A 26369-nucleotide genomic window follows, 5' to 3' on the forward strand; every position below is an offset into this window, starting at 1 on the left:
TTGCTTCTCGCTCCACAAACTCTAAGTTGATCTCGTCTAAACAGCCGCTGAGGCGGTCGTTTTCGGGCATAGATCACTTTGAAAACGCACCGCCTCTCCTTTCAATCCTTATCTGAACACCGCCATCAGAAACCTGGCTCGGTGAGACCCGCCGTTCCGAGACCGGTCGCGCTCGACTACCCCGACTCCCCGGAGTCCCGCAACACCAACGGACCGATCGCGAGCGTCCGCTTCGCGAGCGTGAGGACCCGGAGCACGTAGGCAACGAACAGCGAGAACGGCAGGAGTGTGGCCGCGAACGCGCCCCCGACGACGAGTGTCACGTGGTCGATCCCGAGCGTCTGCCCCGGGAACGTCTCGGCGTCGACGACCGCGACCATGAACCCCGCGGCGAGCAGCGCGGGCACCGCGGCGTAGAGGATCAGCCGCGAGAGGTCGATCAGCGCCCACTGGAAGTACAGCGTCTTGACGTGCTCGCGGGCGGGGGCGAACAGCGACAGCGACTCCCTTAGCTCCCCGAGGCGGTCTCGCTCCGCTTCGGTGAGCGCCTCGTCGTGGTCGGCGAGGATATGCTCGATCCGAGCGATCTTTCGGCTGTAGTTGAAGTCCAGCGCGGCGAACACGACGTCGAAGGAGCCGAACGTCGCGCCGTCGAGCCGACCGCGCACGGCGGAGGCGTTCTCGACGACATCCGCGGTGAGGTCGTCGATATCGGCTTCGAGGGCAGTCCCGGCCGGCCCGCCATCGCCGTTCCCCCGACTGCGCACCGACTCGCGGAGGTCCCGCGCACACCCCGACGCGGCGCCGAGGATCGCGTCGAGGAACGCGGCGGGGTTCGTGGGAGCCGGCGCACCGGTCAGCGCCGCGACGTCGTCTCTAACCGCGAGCGTGTCGTCCATCCGCTGCCGCTGGTCGCCGAGGGGGCCGTTCTCCTGCGTGAGCACGAGCTGGCCGATCGTGACGACGAGCGTCGCTCCGGTGACGATCGCCGTGATCATCGAAGCGAACAGCGTCTCGATCGGGTCGCTCGCCCCGACCTTCCCCGCGAGAGACGGGGAGAACGCGGCCGCCACGGCGACGAAGGCGAGGAAGACGACGACCGTCAGGACGCCGGCGACGACGAGCCGGTTCGCGCGCACCAGCAGCCAGATCTTCAGTCGACTCTCGTCGGCGCGTTCGCGCATCGTGTCGGCGGTAGTTGCGTCGCGCTCGCCGTCGACCGCGCGACCGTCGTCGGTCGCGTCCCCGTCGTCGTCGGTCGCGGTACTGTCGTCGTCATCGGGCGCACCTGATCTCGGGTCCGTCGTCCCGCTCATTGCGGTTCGACGGGCTCCGGGCGGTCGTCGACGTAGTGGGTCGCGTCGGCCTGCCGGATCACCGCCGCGCCGGCGACGCCGATCCCGGCGCTCCGCCGAGGCAGACGCCGCCCTCTCACGGCGCGCCACGTCCGTTCATAACGGGCGACACGACGCCCGACCGACACATAAGTTCACGGTGCGTGACGGAGCGCGTCGGACGTTCCCCCCGGTAACACCGCCTTGCGAGAACGCCCACCGACTCACGACACCGTGAGGGGCGCCGGTCCAGTTCGCGATCACGCGACCCGGATCAGCACCGCGGACACCCCGACGAGCGCGACGTGGAACGCGGCGTGTGCCGCCATGGCGGTTTCGAGCGACCGCCGCCAGAACAGCCAGCCGAGCGCGATCCCCGCGAGCGCGTTCAGGAGCACGGTGCGGACGATCAGGGCGGGCGCGGACCCGACCGTCGAGACGAGCGCAGGGAGGTGTCCGACGCCGAACGCGACTGCACTGACGACAATGGCGATCCACATCGTCGTCTCCCCCGGCGCCGCCGAGGGCTCGCCGATCCTGTTCCGAACCCACCAGACGACGAACGCGACCGGGGCCATAACGCCCCAGCGGAGGAGTATCTCCTCCGTCACCCCGCCGTAGAGCAGTCGCATCGGGACCGACGCGTAGAGGTCGCTCAGCGCCCCGCTCCCGGCCGACAGCTCCCCGAGAGACGCCCGGGTGAACTGCGCGAACGCGGCGTCCAGCACGGCGATGACGGCGAAGAGAACAACGCCCGCGACCGCCGCGAGCGGGAGCGACCTTCGGAAGGCGCTCCAGTCGGGGTCGCCGCCGGTCGCCCACGAGAACACGTGCGAGTCGAGGTCGAGCCGCGGAGCGGTCAGCGCTCCCGCACCGGTGAACACCGCCAACAGCAGCAGCGAATTGACCGACGCGATCGCCACGAGCGCCGCGTATGGCAGCGACGCGAGCTCGGGGGTCTCGCGGAGCGACGGCACCGAGTACGTCGCGAGGGCGAGCACGCCGAGCGTGCCGAACGCGAACAGCGCCCCCGCGCCGCGGACGAGGGCCCGGCGATCGGGAATGTCGGCCATCGGAAGCATCCATCGCCGCCGGTCGACATATACCTGCTGGCGAGAGCGGCGGGGGCGGGTGAGCGGACAGCCGCCGAAACGCAAGAAAACGCCTATCTTTCCGGCCGTCACAGCGTCGGTATGCCCCGCTCGTTGAGCTGTTACCGCTGCGGAGAGCGCTACGACGACGACCGCGTCCGATGTGCCTGCGGTGAGCCGCTCTGGATCGACGCGCGGCCGACGGCGTTCTCGTGGGACGACTGTCGAAGCTGGGACGGAATGTGGCGGTACGAGGCGCTGTTGCCGATCGATCGCCCCGAGGGCGTCTCGCGGGCCGCGGGCGGCACGCCCCTCGTTCGGAGCCCCGGGCTCGACGAGGTCGCCGGCGCTCGGGTGTTCGTCAAGGACGAGGGCGAGAGCCCGACCGGCGCGTACAAGGACCGCGGGAGCGCGGTGGCGGTTCCCCACACGATCGCGACCGGCGACGACGTCGTGGGGACGGTTTCGTACGGCAACATGGCGATCAGCACCGCCGCGCACGCGACGAGCCTCGACCGGGAGTGCGTCGTGTTCGTCCCGGCGGACATCCCGGCGGGTCGGCTGGAGCACATCGCTCGGTACGAGCCGACCGTCGTGCAGGTCGACGGCGACTACGGGGAGCTGTACGGCGACGCGCTCGACCTGTCCGAGCGGCTCCCGATCGACGTCCTCGTGAGCGACGCGCCGACCCGCATCAGCGGGTACAAGACCGCGCTGTTCGAGATCTGCGAATCGTTCGCCCCGGAGACGCCCGACGTGATCGCGCTGCCGGCGAGCTCCGGCGGGTTCGCCTCGGGCGTCTGGCTCGGTATCCGGGACCTCGAACGCGCGGGGCTGATCGACGAGTCCCCCCGGCTGTGTCTCGTCCAGACCGCCGCCAGCGACCCGCTGACCCGGGCGTTCGAGGCGGGCGCGACGGATCCGACGCCGCTGTCGCCCGACGAGACCGGCGAGACGATCGCTCACTCGATCGGGAACCCGAACCCGCCGAGCGGCGCTCGTGCGCTCGCCGCAGTTCGCGACACGGACGGCGCCGTCGTCTCCGTCACCGACGACGAGATACGCACCGCGACGCGCCAGTTCGCGGTCGACGGTGGCTTCTGCGTCGAGCCGTCGTCCGCGACGACGCTCGCGGGCGTGTCGCGTCTCGCGGACCGGGGCGAGATCGACGCCGACGAGTCCGTCGTCCTCGTCCCGACCGGAACGGGGTTCAAGGAGTCGGGGGCCGGCGGGACCGACGTCTCGACCGAAAAGGTCCGCCGGGACGATCTCGCGGACCGACTCGCGTCGATGCTCCCGGCGTAGGGCGGGGAACACCGATCGTATCTCCCGGCGGTACCACTCCTCTTGGTGGTCGTCGCGAAAAGGTCCGGGTGCGAGAATCGAACCCGCGTCTCAGCCTCCACAAGGCTGAAGGATAGTCCACTACCCTAACCCGGACACGCGTCGATATCTATCCCGCTTTGATAAATAACCGTTACGACTCCCGGACGGGCGTGTGACGCGGTGCCGTCCGGTGAGCGGCGTCGGGCGCCGGCGCGTCGACTGCCACCGCGACCACGTCGCTTTTACTCCCAGCCGGCGTATTCGCGGGTAACCGTGGCGTTCACCGACAAGATCTACGTGAAGAACCACCGGCAGCTCGCCTCCCAGCTGGAGACGAACATCCCGAAGGGAGCGTTCGCCGGCGCGACGCTGGACATGCTGTTCACCGGCGACGGGCTCTCGAAGCTCGACTCGACGACGCGGGACCGGATCTTGGACTTCGCGGAGGATTTCCTCGACTGCGACTGTCAGGCGAACCCCTACTGCGGCTGTCCGGAGGAGAAGTTCATGCGGTACGTGTTGGAGCTCCGCGCGGAGGGGCTCGGGCCGCAGGCGATCGTGGACGTGATGAGCGACGACTACATGGTGTACGCCTACACCGGCGACGTGCTCTCGTTCCTCGACGACTCGGTGCGGCAGCTGGAGGCGCTCGAGACCCTCGCCGACGTCGAGGGGAACGAGGAGATGTCGGACCGGGCCCGCCGCGCGAAGCGGGAACTGTCGGGGTAAGGGCGGGCCGTCGCTGTCTCCTCGATCGCTGTTCTCCGGTCACCGCGTTCCCGCCCGCGTGGAGCCTCCGAACGGTCTAAGTGCGCTCAAACCCGAACTCGACCAATGAGTCTTCGGCCCGCGTGGTTGACCTTCAGGCGATACGCGGCGACGACGACCGGGATGACGCTGGTGTTGTTCGCGCTCGGCGTGTACACCGCGGCGACCGGCTCAGGGCTAGCGTGTCAGGCCCAGTGGCCGCTCTGCTCCGATCAGTTCATCCCCACGCTCACTATCAACCCGGACTTCATCGAGTGGTTCCACCGCGTGTGGGCGATGGTCACCGGGTTCCTCATCATCGGCGTCGCCGGCTGGTCGTGGTTCGGCGGTCGGGACCGTCGAACCCGGCTGGCGGCGACGCTCGCGGTCGCGATCCTCCCGCTGCAGATCACGGTCGGCGCGCTCACCGTCACCCTCGGCGGACTCGTTCCCGGCGGCTACACGGTGTCGACGCACGCGGCGCACCTGATCGTCGCGCTGGGGATCTTCACGCTACTCGGGCTGGCGACCATCTGGGGCGGCGGCCGCGGCTCCCCCCGGCTGCTCAGGGCCGCGGTCGCGGTCGCCGCGGTCGGGATCGTCGCCAGCGCGGTGTTCTCGCGGGCGGTCCCCTTCGTCACCTACTCGCCGGGCGCGCAGGCGGGGTTTTACGTGACCGGGCTCGCCGGCCACCTCGGGCTCGTCGCGACCGTCGCGTACGCCACGGAGGCCGTCCGCAGCGGCTACCCGGGGCTCGACCGGTCGACCGCGAAGACGGTCCGCCTGCTCGCCGCCGGGTCGATGGCCGCGCTGGTCGGAACCCTGCTCCTCGGCCGGGATCTGGTGTTGTACACCGCGTTCTGGCAGCAGCTCAACCTCGTCGCCCTCGGCGTCGCGGCCGCCCTCGCGCTCGGCGCCGCGTGGGCGGTCAGAGACGTCGGGTCGGAGGGGGCGACGACCGGTCCCGTCCGCGGCGACTGAGGCGCGGAGCGATCGGTGAGAATCCCGCTTGAGCGCGTGCAACGGCGCGTCCGGGCACGAATCACGCGCCCAAGGAGGAAAGGTTAAAAACGATTCCCGTTCTCCCACCGGTATGTCATACCGCGCGGAGACGGACATGAGCCGTCGCACGTACCTGAAGCTGACCGGCGGGGCCAGCGCCGTCGGACTCACCGGCGTCGCCGGCTGCCTCGGCGACGACAGCACCACGATCACTCCGGGTACGGCGCCCGGCTTCCCGCCGTTCGAGATGCAGCAGGACGGCGAGCTGGTCGGCTTCGACATCGACCTGCTGGAGGCCGTCGTCGGAGAGACCGACTACGAGCTGGGCGAGTGGGCCACCTTCGAGTTCGACTCGCTCATCCCCGCGCTCACCCAGAACGAGGAGATCGACGTGATCGCCGCCGCGATGACGATCACCGAGGACCGGCAGGAGACGATCGCCTTCTCCGACCCCTACTGGGAGTCGGATCAGGCGATCCTCGTGCGCGAGGGCGGCGACTTCCAGCCGTCGGCGTGGGAGGACTTCGAGGGCGTCCCCGTGGGCGCGCAGTCCGGGACGACCGGCGCCGACCAGGTGTCGGCGAACCTCATCGATCCGGGCATCATCGCCGAGGGCGACTACTCCTCGTACGACAGCTACGTGTTCGCGGTCGAGGACCTCGTGAACGAGAACGTGGACGCCGTCGTCATCGACCTCCCGGTCGCGGAGACGTTCGCGGCCAACCGCGACGTGGCGGTCGCGTTCGTCGAGGAGACCGGCGAGCGGTTCGGCTTCGGTATCCGGCAGGGCGAGTCGGAGTTCCAGTCGGCGCTGAACGACGGGCTCGCGACCGTCCGCGACGACGGGACGTACAGCGAGATCACGAACAACTGGTTCGGGCAGGAGTAGGATGTCGGACCCGGGGACGCTCGCGCTCGCGGCGATCGCCAGCGTCGCGGCCGATCTCCCGGCGGGAGCGGCGCTCGCGGCGCTCGCGTTCATCGGCGAGGCCGCGGACTGGGAGTTCGTCGTCAGCAACGCCGACTACCTCGGTGTCGGCGCCCTGTTGACGATCGGGATCACGGTCGCGTCGATCCTCCTCGGTTTCGTCGTCGGGTTCCCCGCCGGTGCGGTCGAGGTGTACGGTGACGGACTCCTCGAACGGGCCGTCAGCATTGTCGGCATCGTGCTTCGCGGGACGCCGATCGTCGTGATCCTCATCGTGATGTACTTCGTCGTCGGCGTTCCGCAGATCAACCTGGGCGTCGTCTCGATCTCCTCGGCGATGACGGCGGGGATACTGGGACTCGGCCTGCGCAGCGCCGCGTACCAGTCGCAGATCTTCCGGGCGACCCTCTCGAGCGTCGACGACGGCCAACTCGAGGCCGGGCGCTCGATCGGCCTGTCCCGGTTCGAGGCGGTCCGGTACGTCGTCGTGCCGCAGGCCCTGCGCCGGTCGATCCCGGGCTTTCAAAACGAGTTCACGATCGTGTTGAAGGACACGAGCATCGTGTTCGCAATCGGGCTCGCGGAGCTGCTCACTCGGGGGTACGACCTGTTCTCGGAGCAGACGACCGCAGTGCTCGAAGTCATCCTCTTCATCAGTGCAATCTACTTCGTCCTCACGTTCACGACGAACCGCGCGCTCGATTACCTCGGCGACCACTACGCGATCCCGGAGGGTGAGTCGGCGTGAGTGACGACGACTTCCTCCGCGTGACGGACGTCTCGAAGTGGTACGGCGACGAGCAGGTGCTCAACGAGGTCTCCTTCGAGATGAACCGGGGCGACGTGACCGTCCTGATCGGGCCGTCCGGCTCCGGGAAATCGACCATGCTGCGCTGTGTCAACCGGCTCGCGGAGGCGCAGGAGGGATCGATCCGACTGGACGGCGAAGAGGTGCTCTCGCCCGACCTCGACGTCAACGCCCTCCGCCGCGAAGTCGGGATGGTGTTCCAGGGGTTCAACCTGTTCGCGCACCTCACCGCGGTCGGTAACGTCGCGCTCGGCCCGCGCCGCGTGCTCGGGCTCTCGGAGGCGGAGGCCCGCGACCGCGCCGAGGCCCAACTGGAGCGCGTCGGGCTCGGCGAGCAGTTCGACTCCTACCCCGCGGAGCTCTCCGGGGGCCAACAGCAGCGGGTCGGCATCGCCCGCGCGCTGGCGATGCAGCCGAAGCTGATGCTGTTCGACGAGCCGACGAGCGCGCTCGATCCGGAGCTCATCGGCGAGGTGTTGGAGGTGATGCACGGGCTCGTCGACGAGGGGATGACGATGCTCGTGGTCACCCACGAGATGAGCTTCGCCCGGGAGGTGGCCGACGAGATCGTGTTCTTGGACGACGGCCACGTGATCGAGCGCGGACCGCCGGAACAGCTCTTCGAGAACCCCGAGGAGGACCGGACCGGCCGGTTCCTCGAACGGATCGCGAGCCACGACTGATGGCGAGCGCGACGAGACCCGCGACGGTCCGGGAACGCGTGGCGGACTCCGACCGCTCGGTCGGCCGGCTCCTCCTCCTCTCCGTCGGCGCGCTGTTCTGGAGCTGGCTCGTCGTCAGCTGGGTCAACCGGTGGCTCGGCGGCGTCCTCGTTCCGGTCGGCCAGCCGCTCCTCCCGCCGGGCGCGGTCGAGGCGACCGTGGCGGCGGTCCCCGGACTCGCCGCGTACGCCGCCGACGCCGCCTTCGTCGTCGATCTCACGCCGGAACTGGCGCGGGGAACGTGGCTCACGGTCGTGATAACGGCCGTGAGCCTCGTGTTCGGCTTCTTCATCGCCGTGCCGCTGGCGGTGTCCCGCGTGTACGGGCGGTTCTCGGCGTGGCTCTCGCTCGCGTACACCGAGCTGTTGCGCGGGACGCCCCTCCTCGCGCAGCTGTTCGTGCTCTACTACGGGCTCAACCTCGCGAGCTACGTGCCCGGCGCGTTTTCCGGCGTCTTCGTTCGCGACGTGGTCTGGGTGGCGATCCTCGGCTTCACGCTCAACGGGGCGGCCTATCAGGCCGAGTACATCCGAGGCGCCTTAGAGAGCGTCGAGGAGGGACAGATCACCGCCGGCCGCGCGATCGGGCTCTCGAAGCTGGAGACGATATACCACGTCGTGCTCCCGCAGGGGCTCCGGTACGCGATCCCGTCGTGGACGAACGAGTTCGTCTACCTGATCAAGTACTCGTCGCTCGCGGCCTTCATCACCGTCCCCGAACTGTACTACCGGGCCGACCAGGTCGCCTCCGAGACGTTCCGGTACACGCTCATCTTCGTCGTGACCGGGGTGACGTACCTCGCCCTGGTCCTCACCGCGTCGAAGCTGATGGAGCGCGTCGAAGAGCGCGTCGCGATCCCCGGACTCGGCGTCGAGCGCGAGGAGTGAGGCGCTACCCGTCGAACTCCGTGACGACCTCGACGCCGCGCGCGTCGTACTCGTTCATCCCGGCGAGCCGCGCCGAGACCTCGGAGAGGGCGAGCTCGTCGCTCACCAGCGCGGCGGGATCCACGTCGGTCGCCTCGACCAGCGCGAACAGGTCGTCGTAGCTGGTGGGGGACATGCCGCGCGAGCCGACGAACGACACCTCCCAGCGGGTCATCCAGTCGGTCGGGAGCGACACCTCGCCGCGTTCGGCGTCGGTGGTCAGCCCGACCTGCACGTGGGTCCCCCGCGGCCGCACCGACCGAACCGAGTTGCGGCACGTCTCGGCGATCCCCAGCGCGTCGACCGACACGTCGGCGCCGCCGTCGGTGAGGGACCTGACGCGCTCGGGGACGGGTTCGCTCTCCTCACCGCCGAGCGTGCTCGGGTTCACGGTCTCGTCGGCGCCCACGTCGCGGGCGAGCGAGAGGGCGCCGTCGTCGACGTCGACGGCGACGATCCGCGCGCCGAGCGCGTCGCCCAGCTGGATCGCCGAGAGCCCGACGCCGCCGCAGCCGTGGACGGCCAGCCACTCGCCGCCGTCGAGCCCGGCTCGGTCCGCGAGGGCGTGGTAGGCCGTCATGTACCGGCAGCCGAGCGCGGCCGCCGCGGTCGCGTCGAGCCACGGCGGGCGTTCGACGAGGTTGTAGTCGGCGTCCGGGACGGCGACGCGCTCGGCGAACGCTCCGGGGGCGTCGGGCTCGAACCCGAGCGCCCGCCCGTCGTCGCAGACGTTCCCGTGCCCCCGCCGGCAGCGCGGACAGGTCCCGTCACCGAGCGAGAAGGGGACGACGACGCGGTCGCCCGGCGCAAACCGATCCACCGCGTCGCCGACGGCGACCACCTCGCCGGCGGGCTCGTGGCCGAGCACCTGTCCGCGGGGGACTCGGTCGTCGGCCCACTCGCCGTGCCCCGCCCACGCGTGCCAGTCGCTCCGACAGACCCCGCAGGCCGCCACGCGGACCACGGCGCCGTCGGGGCCGGGCTCCGGCTCGGGGATGTCGCGGATGGCCAGCGGTTCGCCGTATTCGCGAAGGATCGCCGCGCGCATACCGGGACCACGATCCCACGGTGATTAAAACCGATCTCCCGGTCATCCCGCCGTCAGACACGTGATCCGAACATGATACGAATTAGATAGATGGTAGATCCAACGGTTGTTTTCAGGCATAAAACGATGTATCAACGTCTCTGAGGCACGAATGATGTTAGCATCGTGTCAACACGACCTCCAAAATAACTGATATTTGAGAAAGGTTTATTATTCTACAGATGAGTGGACCACGTGTGACGGACCCAATGGAGCGTCGGCCGGGGGTCGCGTATCGGCGACCGGACGGCGACCCGACCCGACTCGTCGTCGAGGCCGCCGGCGAGTCGTATCTGAACCCGGAGGCGCTGCCGCGGTCCGACTGGCTCCGGGTCGTCGCGTCCGACGACAGGGGCCGGCTCCGCGACGCGCTCGACGAGGGCGCGGTCGACGTGACGTACCGGATCACGGCGAGCGACGAGTGCGAGTGGGTCCACGAGCGCGGCGCGCGTGACGAAACCGGCGACGTGGTGGGTTATCTCTTCCCGGCCGACGAGCGGGTCCAGCGGCGCAAACAGCTCGAACAGCAGCGGGAGCGGTTAGAGGAGTTCGCCAGCGTGGTCTCTCACGACCTGCGAAACCCGCTGTCCGTCGCGGTCGGGAACATCGAACTCGCCGGCGACGCCGACGGCGAGGCGGTCCGCGAGCGGTTGGACCGCGCCCACGACGCGCTCGATTACATGGACAGCCTCATCTCGGACCTCCTCGCGCTCGCCCGCGAGGGGGAGTCGGTCGAGGAGACCGCGACGACCGACCTCCGGTGTGTCGTGGATCGGGCGTGGAAGACGATCGACGCCCCGTCGGACGCCGCCCTCACGGTCGACGAACCGCTGCCGTGGATCGAGTGCGACCAGAGCCGGCTCCGTCAGGCGTTAGAGAACGTGTTCCGGAACGCGATCGAACACGGGGCAGAGGACGGATCCCCGCTCCAGGTGTTCGTGGGAGGGTTGTCGGACGGCTTCTACGTCGCCGACGACGGGACGGGGATCGACCCGTCGGAGCGCGACACCGTCTTCGATCCCGGCCACTCGGCCGACAAAGACGGGACCGGATTCGGGCTCTCCATCGTCGAGCGCATCGTGGAGGCCCACGGCTGGGAGGTGGCAGTGGCCGAGAGTCGGACGGGGGGCGCCCGGTTCGAGTTTACCGATGTCGATCTCACCGATCCCGAGGAGAGCGGCGCCCCCGACGCCGCGCCGGACAGGCGGGTCGCGCCCCGCTCCGACGGGGCCGGTTCGGAGACCGGATCCGGGACGCCGCCGGACGAGTGACCGTCGCGCCGACCGCGCGGGCGCCCCCGAGCGCGCGCTCTCGCTAGACGAAGTCGCTCAGTCCCGCCTGTCCGTCGTCATCGTCGGCAGCGTCATCGCCGCTGTCACCGCTGTCGCCGTTTTCACCGCTTTCGCCGCCACCGCCGCCAGGTTGATCGCCGGTCGTCGCCCCCTCGTGGCCGGCGGCAGCGCCCGAGTCGTCGTCCGCTGGAGCACTCTGGTCCGCCGGGCGGCGGCCGCCGGCGAAGGCGCCCTCGGCGTGGTCCTCCATCCGATCCTCGCGCAGCGCCTGCGCGTCCTCGACGATCGACGCCACCTTGTTCGTCGACTCGCCGGAGCCGGTGACGAAGGCGACGCCCGCCTCGTCGAGGTCGTACGCGGCCGCCATCGCGACCGTCAGTTCGCGGGGCTTGCAGTGGTGGGTGACCGCCTGCAGAAACGGGAGCACCTCGCGGCGCGCGGTCGCGACGCTACACCCGCTCTCTGCCGCGATCTGTCCGACCACTTCATCCGCGGTCGCGTCGGAGGAGCTCCAGAACTGCGGGCGACCGTAGCGCGTCCACCCGCCCTTCGTCCCGTCGCGCGCGGCGGCGACGCCCGCCGCCGCGTTGTCGGTGGCGTACCGCCAGTAGGTGTAGTTCTGGGTGGCCCGAACGCGGCCCAGCCACACGTCGGCGTTCGCGAGGAAGTCGTACGCGCGGACCGCCTCCATCGGGTCGTACACGTCGAGGACGTTGTTCTCGATCCACTTCGTCAGATCGTCCGGCGTCTCGTCGACGGCGTACGCCGACTGGAGCGCCTCCTCCGCCGACTCCTCCTTGAGGACCGCGTCGAGGAACGGGAACAGCCCGAGCGCCTTGTCCCGGTCGCCGGTGACAACGTCGTCGACCGTGATCGAACCGCGCCCCTCCGTGGCCGCCTGCAGGTCGTTCACCGCGCCCCGGAGGTCGCCGCGGTTCCGCTCGGCGATCCGTTCGAGCGCGTCCGACTCGAACTCGATCCCCTCCTTCCGGCACACGTCGCGGAGGACGGGGACGATGGAGCGCGCGGAGACGTCGCGGAACTCGATCTCCTGCGTGGCGTTGCGGAGCCCGCGCGCCATGTCGTAGTAGTCGTTGGCGATGAGGACGATGGGCTGGCCCGACTCCTTGACCAGCTTCGTGATCGCGGAGGCCCCCCCGCGGTCGTAGTTGCCGTGGATGTTGTCGGCCTCGTCGAGGATGACGAGCTGCCGGGAGGCGGTGTCGCCGCCCGCCGCGCCGCCGTCCGCCGCGCTCCCGCCGAGGGTGGCGTTGCGCGCGGCCCGTCCCGCGAACCGCTCGATGACGTCGGCGGTGCGCTGGTCGGAGGCGTTCAGTTCGACGGTCTCCCACCCCATGTCGTTCGCGAGCGCGTGCGCCGCGCTCGTCTTCCCGACGCCCGGGCTCCCGTGGAGGACGACGGCCTCGCGGTGGTCGTCCCACGAGCGCGCCCAGTCCGCGAACGCGTCGCGGGCCTTGTCGTTGCCGCGGACCTCCGAGAGCGTGCTCGGGCGGTACTTCTCCGTCCAATCGGCCATTACCGAGGCAAGGAGCGAGCCGCGTTTAGTGGTTGCGGAGCGGCGCCCGCGGCGGCCGTCCGGCTCCCCCGCCTGCGTCCGCGCCTCGGTGTGAAGCCGCTACTCGGTCGCGATGCCCGCGCCGTCGTCGAGCGCCGGACGGCCGACCGCGCGGTCGAACGAAAGCGGGCCGGACCCGAGCGTGAAGACGGCCGACGCCATCCCGAACAGCGCGACGTGAGCGAGAACCGGGTCGTCCGGGAGGCCGAACAGCGTCGTCGTGAACAACACGAACGAGAGCGCGGCCGCGCCGCGGGTGAAGAACCCGGCGATGAGCGCCACCCCCACCGCGATTTCGGTCACGCCGGCGCCGACGACCCACAGCCCCGGGTCGACGGGGACGACCGACGTGAGGTCGTACTTCTCGACGACGAGCAGCGCCCGTCCGGGGTCGGCGAGCTTCTCGATGAGGCCGAGGTAGACGAACGTGACCCCCATTCCGACGCGGAGGACGGTCGGGACGTACCGGCGCAGTGGGGCCGTCGACGCGTCGAGGAACGACTTCAGGTGGTGGACGGGGTCGATCCGACCGTAGTACGACCCCGGTGTGCTCGCGACCGCCAGCAGCATGTCGTCGGCGCTCGGGCGCCCCCCGCCGAGGATCACGAGCGCGGTCAACACCGGGACGTACTCCATCGCGATGACGGCGGCGGCGTCGACCGTGAGGAGGACCCACGCGTACGTCAGCAGGCCGACCGCCGCAGCGATCCGCGTCGCGAGCCCGAAGAGGACGAAGAAGCCGAGCCCGATGAACAACACCCGCAGGAACGGGCTTGCTCCGGTGTCGAACGCGAGCGTCGGGGCGAAGAGGTACCCCTGGAACCCGGCGCCGACGAGCGGGAGGCCGATGGCGAGCCGCAGCATCCACGGGACGAGGTCGCCGTAGCCGGCGAGCTTCTCGCGGAGGACGACCACGTCGGTGATCGTCGGCCGCACCCGGAGATACACGGCGATCCCGGCGACCGCGGCGAGCCCGCCACCTGCGAACACCGCGGCGTTCAGCGGGTCCGACAACACGTCTGCGGTGAACGTCGCCGCGTCGATCGGGTCCCCCGCGTCTTCGGTGACGTAGTCCACGTGGGCCGCGACCGGTCGCGCGACCAGCGTCGCGATCAGGGCGGACGCGGCGACAGCGACGGCGACCGGCCGAGAGCGGACGGACATAGCCTCCCTACGGGCCGAACGCACCTAACGGTGTTTCCTCATGGACGTTCGGGAGCGACCCTGACAACCCCGATCCCGTCCGCATCTGGCGGCTCACGATCGGGGCGCCAACGACGGACAGTACGCCGGCGTCGTCTCGTCACTCAGATCCGCAGTACCAGCGACGGAGCTAGCCTATTTCGACGCGACCACTCCCGGACAGGTACGGCGAGAAGCTCGAGGCGATCGCGGCCGACACCGGGGAACAGTTCGGGTTCGGCCTCGGCGCGCCGCGGGCTGCGCTCGGCCGAGATCCGCGATGTCGCGCCGCAGCACGTCCATCTCGTCGACGCGCCCGCTCGGGCGCTGGCCCTAAAACGCGCACGGGGGGCTCGCCGACCGGGAAGACGCGCGCGACTCTGACCACGCGGTTGCGGACGTCTCTGTACCACCGGTACGCTTTTTCGAGCACACGTCGAACCGCGGAGCGTGACGAGGCCAGACATTGACGACCTGGCGGCGGTCGCCCGCGGGGCCGTCCTCGCGGGCGGGGCAGAACTCCACGAGCGGTACCAGGACGGCGACGACGAGGCCACCTACGGCGCCCATGACGTGAAGGCCGCGGCCGACGAGGCGGCCGAGGCGCGGATGCTCCCGATCGTTCAGCATGCGTTTCCCGACCACGCCGTGTTCGCCGAAGAGGCCGGCGAGTTCGCCGGCAGCGAGCCGTACCGCTGGATCATCGACCCGCTGGACGGGACCAACAACTTCGCCGCGGGACTGCCGACGTTCGCCTCCTCGGCCGCGGTCCTCCGAGACGGCGAGCCGTTGGTCGCGGCAGTCCACCAGCCCGCGACCGGCGAGACCTATGTCGCCCGCCGCGGCGACGGCGTCCGGTACGGGGGCGAACCGACGACCGCCGAGAACGACGTGGAGATAGCGGCCGCCACCGTCGCCACGATCGTCGGGCGGGACGTGCCACGCGATCCCGACCTCACGAGGCGGGCCAAGTCGATCCGGACGTCGCTGGAGGAGCAAGTCAAGCGGGTGGTCTCCAGCTGGTCGCCGACCGTTCACTCCGGGCTGTTCGCTCGGGGACGCGTTCAGGGGCTCGTGCAGTTCCACCCGGACGAGGAAGAACAGGCGGTCACGGAGCTGTTCGCGTCGGCGGCCGGTGGCGTGACCCGCCGAGAGGGACCGCTGTACGTTGCGGCCGTCGACGAGCCGACGCTGGCGACGCTGTGGGAAGCGGCCCGCCCCGACTCGTGAGGAGGGGCTCGCTTCCGGTGGCGCTCTCACGGCTCATACGACGGAAGAAACCACGCCCGAGACAGGATGGGATCGGTCGTGTTCGTCGCCGGAACCGCCGCCGAGGCGGGTCATAGCGCGCACCCCCGAACGCGGTTTGCGGGCGTTAGATGGCGCTGAGACTGCTGATAATGAGGAGCAGTCAGAATTTTTATGGGACCGCTGAGAGTCGAACTCAGGTCATACGGACCCCATCCGCATAGGATACCACTACCCCACGGTCCCTGTCTGCATCAGAAAAAACGAGAGTCCGGTAATTAAGGACTTCGTTTCACTCCGCGCTCGTCGGTCGCGACCGCCTCAGACGAGGACGCGTTCCAGCGAGACGACGACGCCCGACTCGGCGTCCGGATCGCCGACCAGTCGCCCGAGACAGACCGCGGCGCCGTCGGGCGTGTGACAGGCGACGAGCGGGGGTTCGTCTGCGGCGTCGGCGTCGTCGCTCTCCTCGCGTTCCGACATCGGGTCCGCGTCGATGACGCCGGGGGCGTAGACGGGCGCGCCGGTGGCCACGTTGCGCGCGGCGGAGGGCGCGATCGTCACCGACGGGAGGTGGACCAGCGCGTCCTCGGCGGGGCGGACGACCTCGCGGAGGAGCGCGTCGTCGCCCGCCTCGGCCCACGCGAGCCCGTCGACGAGGTCCTGTAAGGGGTGCAGATCGCGGTCGTCGAACGGGTCGGTGGCAGTCCGGCGGAGATGGCCCATATGCGCGCCGACGCCCGTCGCGAGGCCGATGTCGTGACACAGCTTCCGGACGTACGTCCCGGACTCACACCGGATCCGGAGCAAGGCCTGTCGGTCGTCCACCTCCAACACGTCGAGGTCGTGGACGGTGCGGGTGCGGAGCCGACGCGTCACCGCGCTCTTGCGCGGCGGCTTCTGGTAGATCTCCGCCTCGAACTCGGCGACCACGTCGCGGAAGTCCGCCGGCGGCGGTCCGTGCAGCTCAAGCACCGAGACGTACTCCTTGCTCCCCTCCAAGAAGACCTGCGCGGCTCGGGTGGCGTCGCCGGTCAGCGTCGGGAGACAGCCCGTGACCTTGGGGTCGAGCGTCCCGGCGTGCGCGACCCCCTCGATCGGGGCGCCGTCGGGGTCCAGCGCGGCGAGCGTCTCGTTGATCGCGTCGCGCACCCACGCGGAGAGCTGGTGGGAGGAGGGCCCGGCCGGCTTGTCGACGTTGACGACACCGAACCGGAGCAGTTCCGGGACCGACCGCTCGTCCGGCGGCGATCGGAGGAGATCGTCGGCACCGCGCTCGGCGGTGCCGTCGTCGGGATCGGTGTCGCTGGAGTCGGCGTCGTCGGAATCGGCGTCGTCGGGGTGTCGGGTCATGCGGGGATGGTGAGTGGAGCAGTTAGAAGTCGTAGCTCACGTCCTCGATCGGCGCTTTCCCCTCGTCGCTCACGGGGTCGTACGCGTCGATGGTCGCGGCGAGGACGTCGATGAACGCCTCCGGGCCCCACCGGGCGGTATTGTACGCGGCGTCGTAGATCGAGAGGTCGTCGATATCGATGTCGTAGTACTCGCGGTATCGCTTCTTCTCCGAGGCCTCGCGGCGCTCGGTCTCTGCCTTCGCGCGGTCGACGGGTTTCCCCTCGCGCTCGGCGATGCGTTCGGCGCGGATCGACACGGGGGCGTCGAACCAGAACCGGAAGTCGGCGTGGTCCGCGGAGAGCCACCCGGCGAGCCGGGACTCCAACACGAGGTCGTCGCGGCCCGTGGCGATCTCGTGAAGCCGGTGGTCCAGGTCCCGATCGATCTGCGGATCCTCCTCCGCGAACTCGTTGAACTCGACGGGCGTCATACCGTGTTCGGCCGCCATCTCCCGGAAGATGTCGCCGCCGGAGACGTGATCGAGGCCGAGCCGATCGGCGAGCCCCGCGGCGTTCGTGCTCTTCCCGCTTCCCGGCGGGCCGGAGACGGTGATCAACATATCGCTACTGCGCGGGTGTCGTTCAAAACGGTTGTCGTTCGGCCCGCGGAAGGGGCGCGGAGCGCCACCGAACGGCGGAACGACCCTACTGGGTCCGCGTCGCCGCGGTCATCGACCAGACCGCGACCGCGCCGAGCAGGAGGGCCGGGACGAGCGGTAAGGCGAGATACGTCGCGAAAAACGAGAAGCCGAGCGCTCCCGCCGCGTACGGGTACACGTAGATGATGCCGGGGATGACGAGGACGCAGGTGAAAAGCACCGCCGTCAGCACCCAGCCCTTTCGGCCGAACCCGTCGGCCTCGGGTTCGGACGCGCCGGCGCCCCCGCTGACGTCGTCCCCGTCTCCGCCGACCTCGTCGGGCACGTGGACGTATCCGCCGTCCGGGCTCTCTCCCGCGTCGCCGTCGGCTTCAGAGCTCACTATCTGGTTTAACGACCACTTTGCCAAAGCCCTCACGGTTCTCGATCATCTCGTGTGCGCGGGCGGCCTCGCTCATCGGGAGCGTCTTGCGGACGTGCGGTTCGAACGTGCCGTCCCAGACGAGTTCCAAGACGTCGTCGACTTCGCCGGGGGTCGCCATCGTCGAGCCGATCACGGACAGCTGGTTCCAGAAGATGCGGTTGAGCCCGGCGTCGGGGTTCGGGCCGGTCGTCGCGCCGCAGGTGACGAGGCGGCCGCCGTTCGCCATCGACTTCAGCGAGTCGGGATAGGTCGCCTCGCCGACGTGGTCGACGACGACGTCGACGCCGCGCCGCCCGGTCTGCTCGGCGATCTCCTCCGCGAAGTCGTTCGTCTCGTAGTCGATGACGTGGTCGGCGCCGCACGCCTCGGCGTGCGAGAGCTTCTCCTCGGAGGAGGCGGTCGCGAACACCTCGCAGCCGGCGTGGTCCGCGATCTGTACCGCGGCGTGGCCGACGCCGCCGGAGGCGCCGAGGACGAGCACTTTCTCGCCGGCCTCGATGTCGGCGCGCGTCTGGAGCATCCGCCACGCGGTCTGGAAGACGAGCGAGGCGGAGCCCGCGACCTCCCAATCGACGCCCGAGGGGACCGGGACGAGGTTCTCCGCGGGCACGGCCGCGAGCTCGGCGTGGACGCCCCGAACGTGCTCGCCGATGATGTGGAAGGACGGGCACAGCGACTCCTCGCCGTGCCGGCAGAACTCGCACTCGCCACAGGAGACGCCGGCGCTCACGGCGACGCGGTCGCCGGGCTCGAAGCGCGTCACGTCCTCCCCGACGGCGTCGACGACGCCGGCCGCGTCGCTGCCGGGGATGTGGGGCATCTCCAGGTCGATGCCGGGCATCCCGCGCCGCGTCCAGATGTCGAGGTGGTTCAGCGCACCGGCCTTGACGTCGACGAGGACTTCGCCGCGGTCGGGCTCGGGGTCGGGGAACTCGCCGTACTCGATCACGTCGCGGTCGCCGTGGGTGTCGAACTGGACGGCCTTCATACGGGGATCCACCCTCGGCACCTACTAAACAGTACGCCAAACGGCTCCCACTGCTCGTTCCCGCAGATGCGGGCCGACGCCGCTCGGAAGACACGCGCCGCGGATAGCCGCCGAGAGCCCGTGTGAACGGGGCACAGCCCCCCGCGACTTTCGTGATGTTTAAGTACTGAAGGCCGGACGGTACAGATGCACGAACTGCAGGGGCGTCGGGTCCCGAGTCCGAGAGGGCGATGTTACGACGCGAGTTGCGGTAGCCAAGCCTGGCCCAAGGCGCAGGGTTGCTAACTCTGTGGCGTCACTGCCTCCGGGGTTCGAATCCCCGCCGCAACGCTCGAACGGACCGAGCACCGCCGGATTCGCGCCGGTAGGGCTCACCACAACCAACACATGAGCACGGAAGAATCACAGGACGACTCGCCGGAGGAGGAGGAAGACCTCCAGTACTTCGTCCGGATCGGGGGCGCTGACCTCGACGGGACGAAGACGGTCGAGCGAAGCCTGTCCGAACTCGACGGCATCGGCACGCGCACGGCGCGGCTGGTCGCCGAGAAGGCCGACGTGGACCGAAACGCCACGTTCGGGCTCCTCGACGAGGAAGATCTCGACGCGGTGGTCGACATCGCCGAGAACCTCGAAGACCACGTCCCGTCGTGGATGACGAACAGACAGAACGACTTCTTCACCGGAGAGACGACCCACCTCGTCGGCACCGACGTCAGCGAGAAGCGTCGTCACGACATCAACCGGATGAAGATCATCGAATCGTACAAGGGCGTTCGCCACAAGCGCGGCCAGAAGGTACGCGGCCAGCGCACGAAGTCCACGGGTCGCTCGGAGGGGACCATCGGGGTCAACGTCGAGGAGATCCGCGAGGAGATGGCCGAAGACGAAGCGGGTGACGAGGAATGAGCACCGGCAAGAACACGAAAGGCTACGAGACGCCGAATCACCCGTACCAGGGCGAGCGCATCGCCGAGGAGTCCGATCTCCTCTCGCGGTACGGTCTGAAGAACAAAGAGGAGTTCTGGCGCGCCCAGTCCGAGCTGCGCAGCATGCGACGCGAGGCGCGTCGCCTGCTCGGCGAGGCACAGGGCGACGTCGACGCCGCCCAGGAGGCCGGCGCGGAGTTCGTCGCACGACTCCGCCGCATCGGCATCCTCGGCGACAACGACGACATCTCTGCGGTCCTCTCGCTGGACGTGACCGACCTGCTCGAGCGCCGTCTCCAGACGGTCGCCTACCGACAGGGGTTCGCGTCCTCGACCCAGCAGGCCCGCCAGTTCATCGTTCACGGCCACATCACCGTCAACGGCGCCCGCGTCACGCGTCCGTCGGTGAAGGTCGACGTGGACGACGAAGGCGCCATCGCCTTCGACGAGAACAGCCCGCTCGCGGATGATCTCCACCCCGAGCGCGCGGAGTCACAGGAGTAACCAACCATGAGTGAATCCGAGGACGGAAAGTGGGGAATCGCCCACGTGTACGCGTCGTTCAACAACACGCTCATCACGGTCACCGACGAGACGGGCGCCGAGACGATCGCCAAGTCGTCGGGCGGCACCGTGGTGAAGCAGAACCGCGACGAGGCGTCGCCGTACGCCGCCATGCAGATGGCGGAGGTCGTCGCGGAGCGCGTCAAGGATGCCGGCCTGGAGGGCGTGCACGTTCGCGTGCGCGGCCCCGGCGGCAACCTCAACAAGTCCACCGGTCCCGGTGCGCAGGCGACGATCCGCGCGCTCTCGCGTGCGGGCGTCGAGATCGGCCGGATCGAGGACGTCACGCCCATCCCGCACGACGGGACGAAGGCGCCCAAGAACAAGCGAGTCTGACATGACGGAAGACGAATTCGACGTCCAGTACGTCGAACGGGACGAACGCAGCGCGCGGGTGCTGATCCGCGGGCTCACGCCGGCGTTCGCCAACGGCATCCGCCGCGCGATGATCGCCGACGTCCCGACGTTCTCGATCGACACCGTTCGGTTCGTCGAGAACTCCTCCGTCATGTTCGACGAGATGATCGGGCTTCGGCTGGGGCTCGTTCCCCTGACGACGCCGCTCGACGACTTCGAAATCGGCGACGAGGTCACCCTCGCGCTCGACGTCGAAGGACCGGCGACGGCGTACTCCGGCGACATCGAGTGCGCGGACCCGCTCGTCGAGGTCGCCGACGACAACATCCCGATCATCGAGCTGAAGGAAGGACAGCGGTTGGAGTTCGAGGCCGACGCGGTGCTCGACACCGGCAAGGAGCACGCCAAACATCAGGGCGGCGTCTCCGTCGGCTACCGCCACCTTCAGCGCGTCTCCGTCGAGGGCGACCTCGGCGAGTTCGACGACGACGAGCCCCGGATCCTCCGCGGCGTCATCGAGACGCCGGAGGGCGAGATCGAGCTCACCGACGAGTTCGACAACGACCTCTCGGAGCGGTTCCCCGGGAAGGAGGTCAGCGTCGAGGATGTCCCCGGCGCGTTCGTGTTCCACATCGAGACGGACGGCTCGTTCGACGTCGAGGAACTGCTGCTCCGCGCGATCGACTCCATCGAGGAGCGCGCGGACGAACTACAGACGAAAGTCGCAGTCTAACGTAATGACGGACCTTCAGACCACACGCTCGGCGCTCGCCCCTGCACGGAGCCGCGGCGCCGCGCTCCGGTCCGACGCCGCGTCGGATCGCTTTGCGCCCGAGTCGGATCGCCCCGACGACGGGACCGAAAGTGGTTTGAAGGGAGCCGGATTACGCAGGAGTGCACGCAGGGATAGCCAAGTCAGGCCAACGGCGCAGCGTTCAGGGCGCTGTCCTGTAGAGGTCCGCAGGTTCAAATCCTGCTCCCTGCACTCCGTTTTCACTAACTCTCCACTTCAGGAGGGACAGCTATGAGTAGCAAGACGAATCCGAAACTACAGAACCTCATCGCCGATCTGAAGTCGGTCTCGCGCGACTCCAACGCCAACGTGTGGCAGGATGTCGCCGACCGACTGGAGAAGCCACGGCGCACGCACGCTGAGGTCAACCTGGGCCGTATCGAACGATACGCGCAGGAAGACGAGACGGTCGTCGTCCCCGGCAAGGTGCTGGGCAGCGGTGTGCTCGAAAAGAACGTCACCGTCGCCGCCGTCGACTTCTCGGGAACCGCCCGCACGAAGATCGACCAGGCCGGCGAAGCGGTGTCGCTCGAACAGTTCATCGAACAGAATCCCGAAGGGAGCAACGTACGGGTGATCCGATGAGTCTCGCAAAGATCGACGCGGACGTCGTCGTCGACGCACGGGACTGCATCCTCGGTCGCGTCTCCTCGAAGGTCGCACAGCGCGTCCTCGACGGCGAGACGGTCGCCGTCGTCAACGCCGAGCGCGCGGTCATCACCGGCAACGAGGAGGCGACGATGGAGACCTACCACAAGCGCGCGGAGCTCGGGTCCGACAGCGGGCCGTACTACCCCAAGCGCCCCGACCGGATCTTCAAGCGCGCCATCCGCGGCATGCTGCCGTACAAGACGGAGGACGGCCGCGAGGCGTTCTCGAACGTGCGCGTGTACGTCGGGAACCCCTACGAGCGCGACGAGGACGCCGAGAGCGTCGTCCTCGACGACACCTCGCTCGACCGCCTCTCGAACATCAAATTCACGACGCTCGGGGAGATCTCCGAGTCACTGGGAGCCAACGTCACATGGTAACTAACACCTCAGGCAAGAAGAAGACGGCCGTCGCCCGCGCCACCGTGCGCGACGGCGAGGGCCGCGTTCGAATCAACTCCCAGCCAGTCGAGCTGGTCGAACCGGAGCAGGCACGGCTCAAGATGCTGGAGCCGTTCCGCATCGCGGGCGAGGAGCTCCGCGCCGACGTCGACATCGAAGTCAACGTCGAGGGCGGCGGCTTCAGCGGTCAGGCCGACGCGACGCGGACCGCCATCGCGCGCGGTCTCGTCCAGCACCTCAGCGACGCCGAGCTGCGCGACGCGTACATGAACTTCGACCGCACGCTGCTGGTCAACGACGTGCGCCAGTCCGAACCCAAGAAGTGGGGCGGACCCGGTGCGCGCGCTCGCTACCAGAAGTCCTACCGCTGAGGTGATCCAGTCATGATGATCCCCGTCCGGTGTTTCACGTGCGGCAACGTCGTGGGTGAACACTGGGAGGAGTTTAAGGAGCGCGCCCGGGAGGGCGACGAGGACCCCGGCGAGGTCCTCGACGACCTCGGCGTCGACCGGCACTGCTGTCGCCGCATGCTGGTCAGCCACCGCGACCTCGTCGACGTCGTCTCGCCGTACCAGTAAACCATGTCAGGACAGCGATACAATCGATACGAGAAAGCACGAATCCTCGGCGCGCGAGCGCTGCAGGTGTCCTACGGGGCACCCGTGCTGATCGAGACGGACCAGACGGAGCCCATCCTCGTCGCCGCCGAGGAGTACGATGCGGGTGCGCTCCCCTTCACAGTCCGGAGGGAGTCCAACTGATGACTCGAATCACCGGCATCTCGCTGCGCCGCGTGCTCGACTCCCGGGGGAACCCCACGGTCGAGGCCGACGTGCTCACCGAGTCCGGCGGCTTCGGCCGCGGGGCGGCGCCCAGCGGGGCGTCCACCGGCGAGTACGAGGCGATCGAACTCCCGGCAAACGAGTCCATCGCGGCGGCCCGCGAGCACGCGGTTCCCCGTCTCGAAGGCGTCTACGCCGGCGACCAGCGCGCCGTCGACAACGCGCTGCGCGCGGCCGACGGCACCGACGACTTCTCCGCGATCGGCGCCAACAGCGCGGTCGCGATCTCGATGGCGGCCGCGAAGGCCGCCGCCGACGTGCTCGGTGCGCCGCTGTACCAGCACCTCGGGGGCGCGTTCCGCGGCGAGAACTTCCCGATCCCGCTCGGCAACGTCGTCGGCGGCGGGGAGCACGCCAAGGAGGCGACCCACATTCAGGAGTTCCTCGCGGCGCCCGTCGGCGCGCCCAGCGTCTCGGAGGCCGTCTTCGCGAACGCCGCGGTCCACGCGGCGGTCGCGGACGTGCTCGACGAGCGCGGCGTGCCGGCCGCCAAGGGCGACGAGGGCGCGTGGGCGCCCCCGATCTCGGACGCCGACGCGTTCGAAGTCGTCGAGGAGGCGGTCGACCGCGTCGAGGAGGAAGTGGGCTTCGAGATCCGCTTCGGCCTCGACATGGCGGCCGCAGAGCTGTACGACGACGACGAGGGCGCGTACGTGTACGGCGACGAGACCAAATCGACCGGCGAGCAGATCGACTACGTCGCCGACCTCGTCGACGAGTACGACCTCGCGTACGTCGAGGACCCCCTCGACGAGAACGATTACGAGGCGTTCGCGGAGCTGACCGACCGAGTCGGTGACCGCACGCTGATCTGCGGCGACGACCTGTTCGTCACCAACGTCGAGCGGCTCCAAGACGGGATCGACACGGGCGCGGCCAACAGCATCCTGATCAAGCCGAACCAGATCGGGACGCTGTCGGACGCGTTCGACGCGGTCGAACTCGCCTCCCGCAACGGTTACGAGACGGTCATCTCCCACCGTTCGGGCGAGACCGAGGACACCACCATCGCACACCTCGCCGTGGCGACCGATGCCGGGTTCATCAAGACCGGCACGGTCGGCGGCGAGCGCACCGCCAAGCTGAACGAACTGGTCCGCATCGCGGACGACGCGGTATGACGGGCCCACACCACGCATGACGGAAGACAACGACGCGGTCGAACTCGACGACGACGCGGAGACCGAGGCGGTCGACGCGGCGGTCGAGGAGGAGGCCGACACGACCGAGGAACCGACCGCTGACGCGGCTGCCGAGGAGGCACCCGCCGACGCCGAGAGCGCTGCCGCCGACGCGGCCGCGGAGGACGCAACCGCCGAGGCCGACGACGCCGCGGACGAGGAGGACGCCTCCCCGTTCGACGACGACGTCATGCCAGACGACGACGTCGACCTGCTGATCCCCGTCGAGGACTACCTCTCCGCCGGTGTCCACATCGGGACCCAGCAGAAGACGAAGGATATGGAGCGGTTCATCCACCGCGTTCGCGACGACGGCCTGTACGTGCTCGACGTGAGCACGACGGACCAGCGGATCCGCACCGCCGCGGACTTCCTCGCGAACTACGACCCCGAGCAGATCCTCGTCACGTCGTCGCGCCAGTACGGTCGGTTCCCGGCCGAGAAGTTCGCGGACGCCATCGGCGCCCGCGCACGCACGGGACGCTTCATCCCCGGCACGTTGACGAACCCCGACTACGCCGGCTACATCGAGCCGGACGTCGTCGTGGTCACTGACCCGATCGGCGACGCGCAGGCCGTCAAGGAGGCCATCACCGTCGGCATCCCGGTCATCGCGATGTGCGACTCCAACAACCAGCTGTCGAACGTCGACCTCGTCATCCCGACGAACAACAAGGGTCGACGCGCGCTGTCGGTCGTCTACTGGCTCCTCGCCAACGAGACGCTCGACCGCCGCGGCGCCGACACCGTGTTCGCCCTCGACGACTTCGAGGACGAGCTGTAAGTCGGTCTTCGACGTCGAGTTCGACTTTTCTGCCAGTCCCCGGCCGTCGTAGCTGCTGCCGTCTCCGTCGCGACTGCGGCAGCGACGGCCCGACGGGACGATTCACGAGCGCCGCCGAAAGCGCGAACGGGCTCGTGCCCGGGTCCTCAGAGGATATCCGGGGTGTACGGATACGAGTAGACCTGTCCGTTGTTGGCTCGTAGGGTGGCTATCAGGACCAACACGAGGTCGAGCAGTCCGATGAGCGGGAGGAGCAGAAAGCCGACGAGCACGACCGTCAGTAGCCCCGAGACGACCATCGCGATGAAGATGATCAGCTGGAAGTTGAGCGAGTTTTTCGCGTTTCGCTCGACGAGGTCGTCGTCGTCGTCCGCGAGTATCAGGAACAGCAGCGGTCCCAGGAAGGAGGCGACGAGCGCCGACGCGTGTGAGAGCGCCGCGAGAGTCGTATCTCCCTCTACGGTTTCCGTGGTTGCCTCTGGTTGCGTGGACATGTTGACGTATCTCTCAGAGTCACCTCATAAGTATTGGGTGCTCAACCTGTCCGAATGCAGAAACTATCTCCCGTTGATGGCCGCTCACGAGGCGGGACGCCGGTCGCAGAAACGCCGTCACTCGTCCGCGTTCGATGACCCCTCCCCGTCCGGCAAGTCGTGGGTCCACCGTGACTCTATCTCCCGGTTCGCCAAGACGACGCGGTCGCCGGCGTCCGTGTCGATCCGGGTCTTCCGAAGCTCAATCGCGGCGACCGTCCCCGTCACCCCCTTCGCTTCGACGCGGTAGCCCGGGTTGAAGTCGGGGTCCCGGAGGAGGTAGACGCCCGCCACCGTGTCCTCGATCATCTCGGAGAGCGCGTACGAGACGCCCAGCGCGATGAAGCCGACGGCGGTGCCCAGACTCGCCGCGATGTCGCCCATCCCGACGACCTTCAGAAACGTCAGCGCGACGCCGAACCACAGGAAGATCGCCGCGAGCGTGACGATGAGATCACCCACCAGCTCGCGGTCGCCGATGTAGATTCGGCCGATCGACGACCGGACGAGCGCGAGGAGGATCCGCACCGTCACGTACGCCAGCGCGAGGAAGACGAGCCCCGAGAGCAGCCGCGGTATCGCGACCGCCAGCCCCTCGACGAAGTTCGTGAGCGACCGCGCGAGCAGCGACGGTATCCGGGTCATGGCCCACGCGACGGC

At 69.0% G+C, this 26369-nt stretch carries 32 protein-coding genes, 4 tRNA genes and 1 pseudogene; 22 read left to right on the forward strand and 15 right to left on the reverse strand.

Going from position 1 to position 26369, the window contains the following annotated elements:
• The 4 genes and pseudogenes from DJ69_RS09790 to DJ69_RS09800 all read right to left on the reverse strand — a co-directional run.
• Window positions 1-70: pseudogene (locus DJ69_RS09790) on the reverse strand (IS6 family transposase); the annotation flags it as partial.
• A 106-nt stretch (window positions 71-176) separates the two neighbouring features.
• On the reverse strand, window positions 177-1184 hold the full coding sequence (locus DJ69_RS09795) for a hypothetical protein (protein ID WP_245851619.1): 1008 nt from the start codon (window positions 1182-1184) through the stop codon (window positions 177-179).
• A gap of 128 nt (window positions 1185-1312) precedes the next feature.
• A complete protein-coding gene (locus DJ69_RS19025) occupies window positions 1313-1435 on the reverse strand; it encodes a hypothetical protein (RefSeq protein ID WP_275539518.1) in 123 nt (40 codons plus the stop codon).
• Between the two features lie 159 nt (window positions 1436-1594).
• A complete protein-coding gene (locus DJ69_RS09800; RefSeq protein ID WP_099255436.1) occupies window positions 1595-2407 on the reverse strand; it encodes a CPBP family intramembrane glutamic endopeptidase in 813 nt (270 codons plus the stop codon).
• A 120-nt stretch (window positions 2408-2527) separates the two neighbouring features.
• On the opposite strand from DJ69_RS09800, the gene DJ69_RS09805 reads away from it, so the two are divergent.
• The gene (locus DJ69_RS09805; protein ID WP_180271784.1) at window positions 2528-3730 is read left to right on the forward strand and encodes a threonine synthase; all 1203 of its coding nucleotides are present in this window, start codon (window positions 2528-2530) and stop codon (window positions 3728-3730) included.
• A 62-nt stretch (window positions 3731-3792) separates the two neighbouring features.
• On the opposite strand, the gene DJ69_RS09810 is transcribed toward DJ69_RS09805, so the two are convergent.
• Window positions 3793-3865: transfer RNA gene (locus DJ69_RS09810), tRNA-His, on the reverse strand.
• 159 nt (window positions 3866-4024) lie between these two features.
• Between DJ69_RS09810 and DJ69_RS09815 the strand changes: the two genes are divergently transcribed.
• The 6 genes from DJ69_RS09815 (at window position 4025) to DJ69_RS09840 (ending at window position 8845) form a co-directional block, all read left to right on the forward strand.
• Window positions 4025-4480 carry a DUF5814 domain-containing protein gene (locus DJ69_RS09815; RefSeq protein WP_099255437.1) on the forward strand — a complete coding sequence of 152 codons (456 nt, stop codon included), beginning with the start codon at window positions 4025-4027 and terminating at the stop codon, window positions 4478-4480.
• A gap of 105 nt (window positions 4481-4585) precedes the next feature.
• Window positions 4586-5479: a COX15/CtaA family protein gene (locus DJ69_RS09820; protein ID WP_275539519.1), complete on the forward strand. Its 894-nt coding sequence runs from the start codon at window positions 4586-4588 to the stop codon at window positions 5477-5479.
• A 112-nt stretch (window positions 5480-5591) separates the two neighbouring features.
• A complete protein-coding gene (locus DJ69_RS09825) occupies window positions 5592-6389 on the forward strand; it encodes a basic amino acid ABC transporter substrate-binding protein (RefSeq protein ID WP_099255439.1) in 798 nt (265 codons plus the stop codon).
• A 1-nt stretch (window position 6390) separates the two neighbouring features.
• Window positions 6391-7176 carry an amino acid ABC transporter permease gene (locus tag DJ69_RS09830; RefSeq protein WP_099255440.1) on the forward strand — a complete coding sequence of 262 codons (786 nt, stop codon included), beginning with the start codon at window positions 6391-6393 and terminating at the stop codon, window positions 7174-7176.
• Window positions 7173-7919, forward strand: coding sequence for an amino acid ABC transporter ATP-binding protein (locus tag DJ69_RS09835; protein ID WP_099255441.1), 747 nt, complete (start codon window positions 7173-7175; stop codon window positions 7917-7919). Before DJ69_RS09830 ends, DJ69_RS09835 begins: the two co-directional genes overlap by 4 nt.
• Window positions 7919-8845 carry an amino acid ABC transporter permease gene (locus DJ69_RS09840; RefSeq protein ID WP_099255442.1) on the forward strand — a complete coding sequence of 309 codons (927 nt, stop codon included), beginning with the start codon at window positions 7919-7921 and terminating at the stop codon, window positions 8843-8845. Before DJ69_RS09835 ends, DJ69_RS09840 begins: the two co-directional genes overlap by 1 nt.
• Before the next feature lie 4 nt (window positions 8846-8849).
• Here the strand turns inward: DJ69_RS09840 and DJ69_RS09845 are convergent, their stop codons facing one another.
• On the reverse strand, window positions 8850-9932 hold the full coding sequence (locus tag DJ69_RS09845; RefSeq protein WP_099255443.1) for a zinc-dependent alcohol dehydrogenase family protein: 1083 nt from the start codon (window positions 9930-9932) through the stop codon (window positions 8850-8852).
• Window positions 9933-10180: 248 nt separating this feature from the next.
• Here DJ69_RS09845 and DJ69_RS09850 point away from each other — a divergent pair, with 248 nt between their 5' ends.
• A complete protein-coding gene (locus DJ69_RS09850; RefSeq protein WP_099255444.1) occupies window positions 10181-11242 on the forward strand; it encodes a sensor histidine kinase in 1062 nt (353 codons plus the stop codon).
• 43 nt (window positions 11243-11285) lie between these two features.
• Here DJ69_RS09850 and DJ69_RS09855 read toward each other — a convergent pair whose 3' ends face one another.
• On the reverse strand, window positions 11286-12800 hold the full coding sequence (locus DJ69_RS09855) for a replication factor C large subunit (protein ID WP_099255445.1): 1515 nt from the start codon (window positions 12798-12800) through the stop codon (window positions 11286-11288).
• Window positions 12801-12899: 99 nt separating this feature from the next.
• Window positions 12900-14003, reverse strand: a complete 1104-nt coding sequence (locus tag DJ69_RS09860) for a DoxX family protein (protein ID WP_099255446.1) — start codon at window positions 14001-14003, stop codon at window positions 12900-12902.
• Window positions 14004-14471: 468 nt separating this feature from the next.
• On the opposite strand from DJ69_RS09860, the gene DJ69_RS09865 reads away from it, so the two are divergent.
• Entirely contained in the window at window positions 14472-15251 is a 780-nt protein-coding gene (locus tag DJ69_RS09865; protein WP_099255447.1) for an inositol monophosphatase family protein, read from the forward strand.
• Between the two features lie 193 nt (window positions 15252-15444).
• On the opposite strand, the gene DJ69_RS09870 is transcribed toward DJ69_RS09865, so the two are convergent.
• From DJ69_RS09870 to DJ69_RS09890, 5 genes are all read right to left on the reverse strand, one after another.
• Window positions 15445-15515 (reverse strand) — tRNA-Pro (locus tag DJ69_RS09870).
• Between the two features lie 75 nt (window positions 15516-15590).
• Window positions 15591-16622, reverse strand: a complete 1032-nt coding sequence (locus DJ69_RS09875) for an RNA-guided pseudouridylation complex pseudouridine synthase subunit Cbf5 (protein WP_099255448.1) — start codon at window positions 16620-16622, stop codon at window positions 15591-15593.
• Between the two features lie 22 nt (window positions 16623-16644).
• Window positions 16645-17223, reverse strand: a complete 579-nt coding sequence (gene cmk, locus DJ69_RS09880) for a (d)CMP kinase (RefSeq protein WP_099255449.1) — start codon at window positions 17221-17223, stop codon at window positions 16645-16647.
• Between the two features lie 85 nt (window positions 17224-17308).
• Entirely contained in the window at window positions 17309-17644 is a 336-nt protein-coding gene (locus DJ69_RS09885) for a hypothetical protein (protein WP_099255450.1), read from the reverse strand.
• Entirely contained in the window at window positions 17634-18674 is a 1041-nt protein-coding gene (locus DJ69_RS09890) for a zinc-binding dehydrogenase (RefSeq protein ID WP_099255451.1), read from the reverse strand. Before DJ69_RS09890 ends, DJ69_RS09885 begins: the two co-directional genes overlap by 11 nt.
• A 244-nt stretch (window positions 18675-18918) precedes the next feature.
• On the opposite strand from DJ69_RS09890, the gene DJ69_RS09895 reads away from it, so the two are divergent.
• The 13 genes from DJ69_RS09895 (at window position 18919) to rpsB (ending at window position 25176) form a co-directional block, all read left to right on the forward strand.
• Window positions 18919-19004: transfer RNA gene (locus DJ69_RS09895), tRNA-Ser, on the forward strand.
• A 57-nt stretch (window positions 19005-19061) separates the two neighbouring features.
• Entirely contained in the window at window positions 19062-19583 is a 522-nt protein-coding gene (locus tag DJ69_RS09900) for a 30S ribosomal protein S13 (protein WP_099255452.1), read from the forward strand.
• On the forward strand, window positions 19580-20107 hold the full coding sequence (locus DJ69_RS09905) for a 30S ribosomal protein S4 (RefSeq protein WP_099255453.1): 528 nt from the start codon (window positions 19580-19582) through the stop codon (window positions 20105-20107). Before DJ69_RS09900 ends, DJ69_RS09905 begins: the two co-directional genes overlap by 4 nt.
• A 6-nt stretch (window positions 20108-20113) precedes the next feature.
• The gene (locus DJ69_RS09910; protein WP_004046448.1) at window positions 20114-20503 is read left to right on the forward strand and encodes a 30S ribosomal protein S11; all 390 of its coding nucleotides are present in this window, start codon (window positions 20114-20116) and stop codon (window positions 20501-20503) included.
• A 1-nt stretch (window position 20504) separates the two neighbouring features.
• A complete protein-coding gene (locus DJ69_RS09915) occupies window positions 20505-21257 on the forward strand; it encodes a DNA-directed RNA polymerase subunit D (protein ID WP_099255454.1) in 753 nt (250 codons plus the stop codon).
• Window positions 21258-21424: 167 nt separating this feature from the next.
• Window positions 21425-21509: transfer RNA gene (locus DJ69_RS09920), tRNA-Leu, on the forward strand.
• A 39-nt stretch (window positions 21510-21548) separates the two neighbouring features.
• Window positions 21549-21902, forward strand: a complete 354-nt coding sequence (locus DJ69_RS09925; protein WP_099255455.1) for a 50S ribosomal protein L18e — start codon at window positions 21549-21551, stop codon at window positions 21900-21902.
• The gene (locus DJ69_RS09930; protein ID WP_099255456.1) at window positions 21899-22348 is read left to right on the forward strand and encodes a 50S ribosomal protein L13; all 450 of its coding nucleotides are present in this window, start codon (window positions 21899-21901) and stop codon (window positions 22346-22348) included. The genes DJ69_RS09925 and DJ69_RS09930 overlap by 4 nt, the downstream gene beginning before the upstream one ends.
• A complete protein-coding gene (locus DJ69_RS09935) occupies window positions 22342-22740 on the forward strand; it encodes a 30S ribosomal protein S9 (RefSeq protein ID WP_015910536.1) in 399 nt (132 codons plus the stop codon). Before DJ69_RS09930 ends, DJ69_RS09935 begins: the two co-directional genes overlap by 7 nt.
• A gap of 12 nt (window positions 22741-22752) precedes the next feature.
• A complete protein-coding gene (locus tag DJ69_RS09940; protein ID WP_006628058.1) occupies window positions 22753-22947 on the forward strand; it encodes a DNA-directed RNA polymerase subunit N in 195 nt (64 codons plus the stop codon).
• A 3-nt stretch (window positions 22948-22950) separates the two neighbouring features.
• A complete protein-coding gene (locus DJ69_RS09945) occupies window positions 22951-23130 on the forward strand; it encodes a DNA-directed RNA polymerase subunit K (RefSeq protein ID WP_008008427.1) in 180 nt (59 codons plus the stop codon).
• Window positions 23130-24332, forward strand: coding sequence for a phosphopyruvate hydratase (eno, locus tag DJ69_RS09950; protein WP_099255457.1), 1203 nt, complete (start codon window positions 23130-23132; stop codon window positions 24330-24332). Before DJ69_RS09945 ends, eno begins: the two co-directional genes overlap by 1 nt.
• A 16-nt stretch (window positions 24333-24348) precedes the next feature.
• Window positions 24349-25176 (forward strand): 30S ribosomal protein S2, encoded by an 828-nt coding sequence (rpsB, locus tag DJ69_RS09955; protein WP_099255458.1) that lies wholly within the window; start codon window positions 24349-24351, stop codon window positions 25174-25176.
• Window positions 25177-25322: 146 nt separating this feature from the next.
• On the opposite strand, the gene DJ69_RS09960 is transcribed toward rpsB, so the two are convergent.
• Both DJ69_RS09960 and DJ69_RS09965 read right to left on the reverse strand, forming a co-directional pair.
• A complete protein-coding gene (locus DJ69_RS09960) occupies window positions 25323-25670 on the reverse strand; it encodes a DUF4870 domain-containing protein (protein WP_099255459.1) in 348 nt (115 codons plus the stop codon).
• Between the two features lie 117 nt (window positions 25671-25787).
• The gene (locus DJ69_RS09965; RefSeq protein ID WP_099255460.1) at window positions 25788-26354 is read right to left on the reverse strand and encodes a mechanosensitive ion channel domain-containing protein; all 567 of its coding nucleotides are present in this window, start codon (window positions 26352-26354) and stop codon (window positions 25788-25790) included.
• Window positions 26355-26369: the final 15 nt, after the last annotated feature.

It is taken from the genome of Halorubrum persicum (assembly GCF_002727125.1).
Taxonomy (GTDB): domain Archaea; phylum Halobacteriota; class Halobacteria; order Halobacteriales; family Haloferacaceae; genus Halorubrum; species Halorubrum persicum.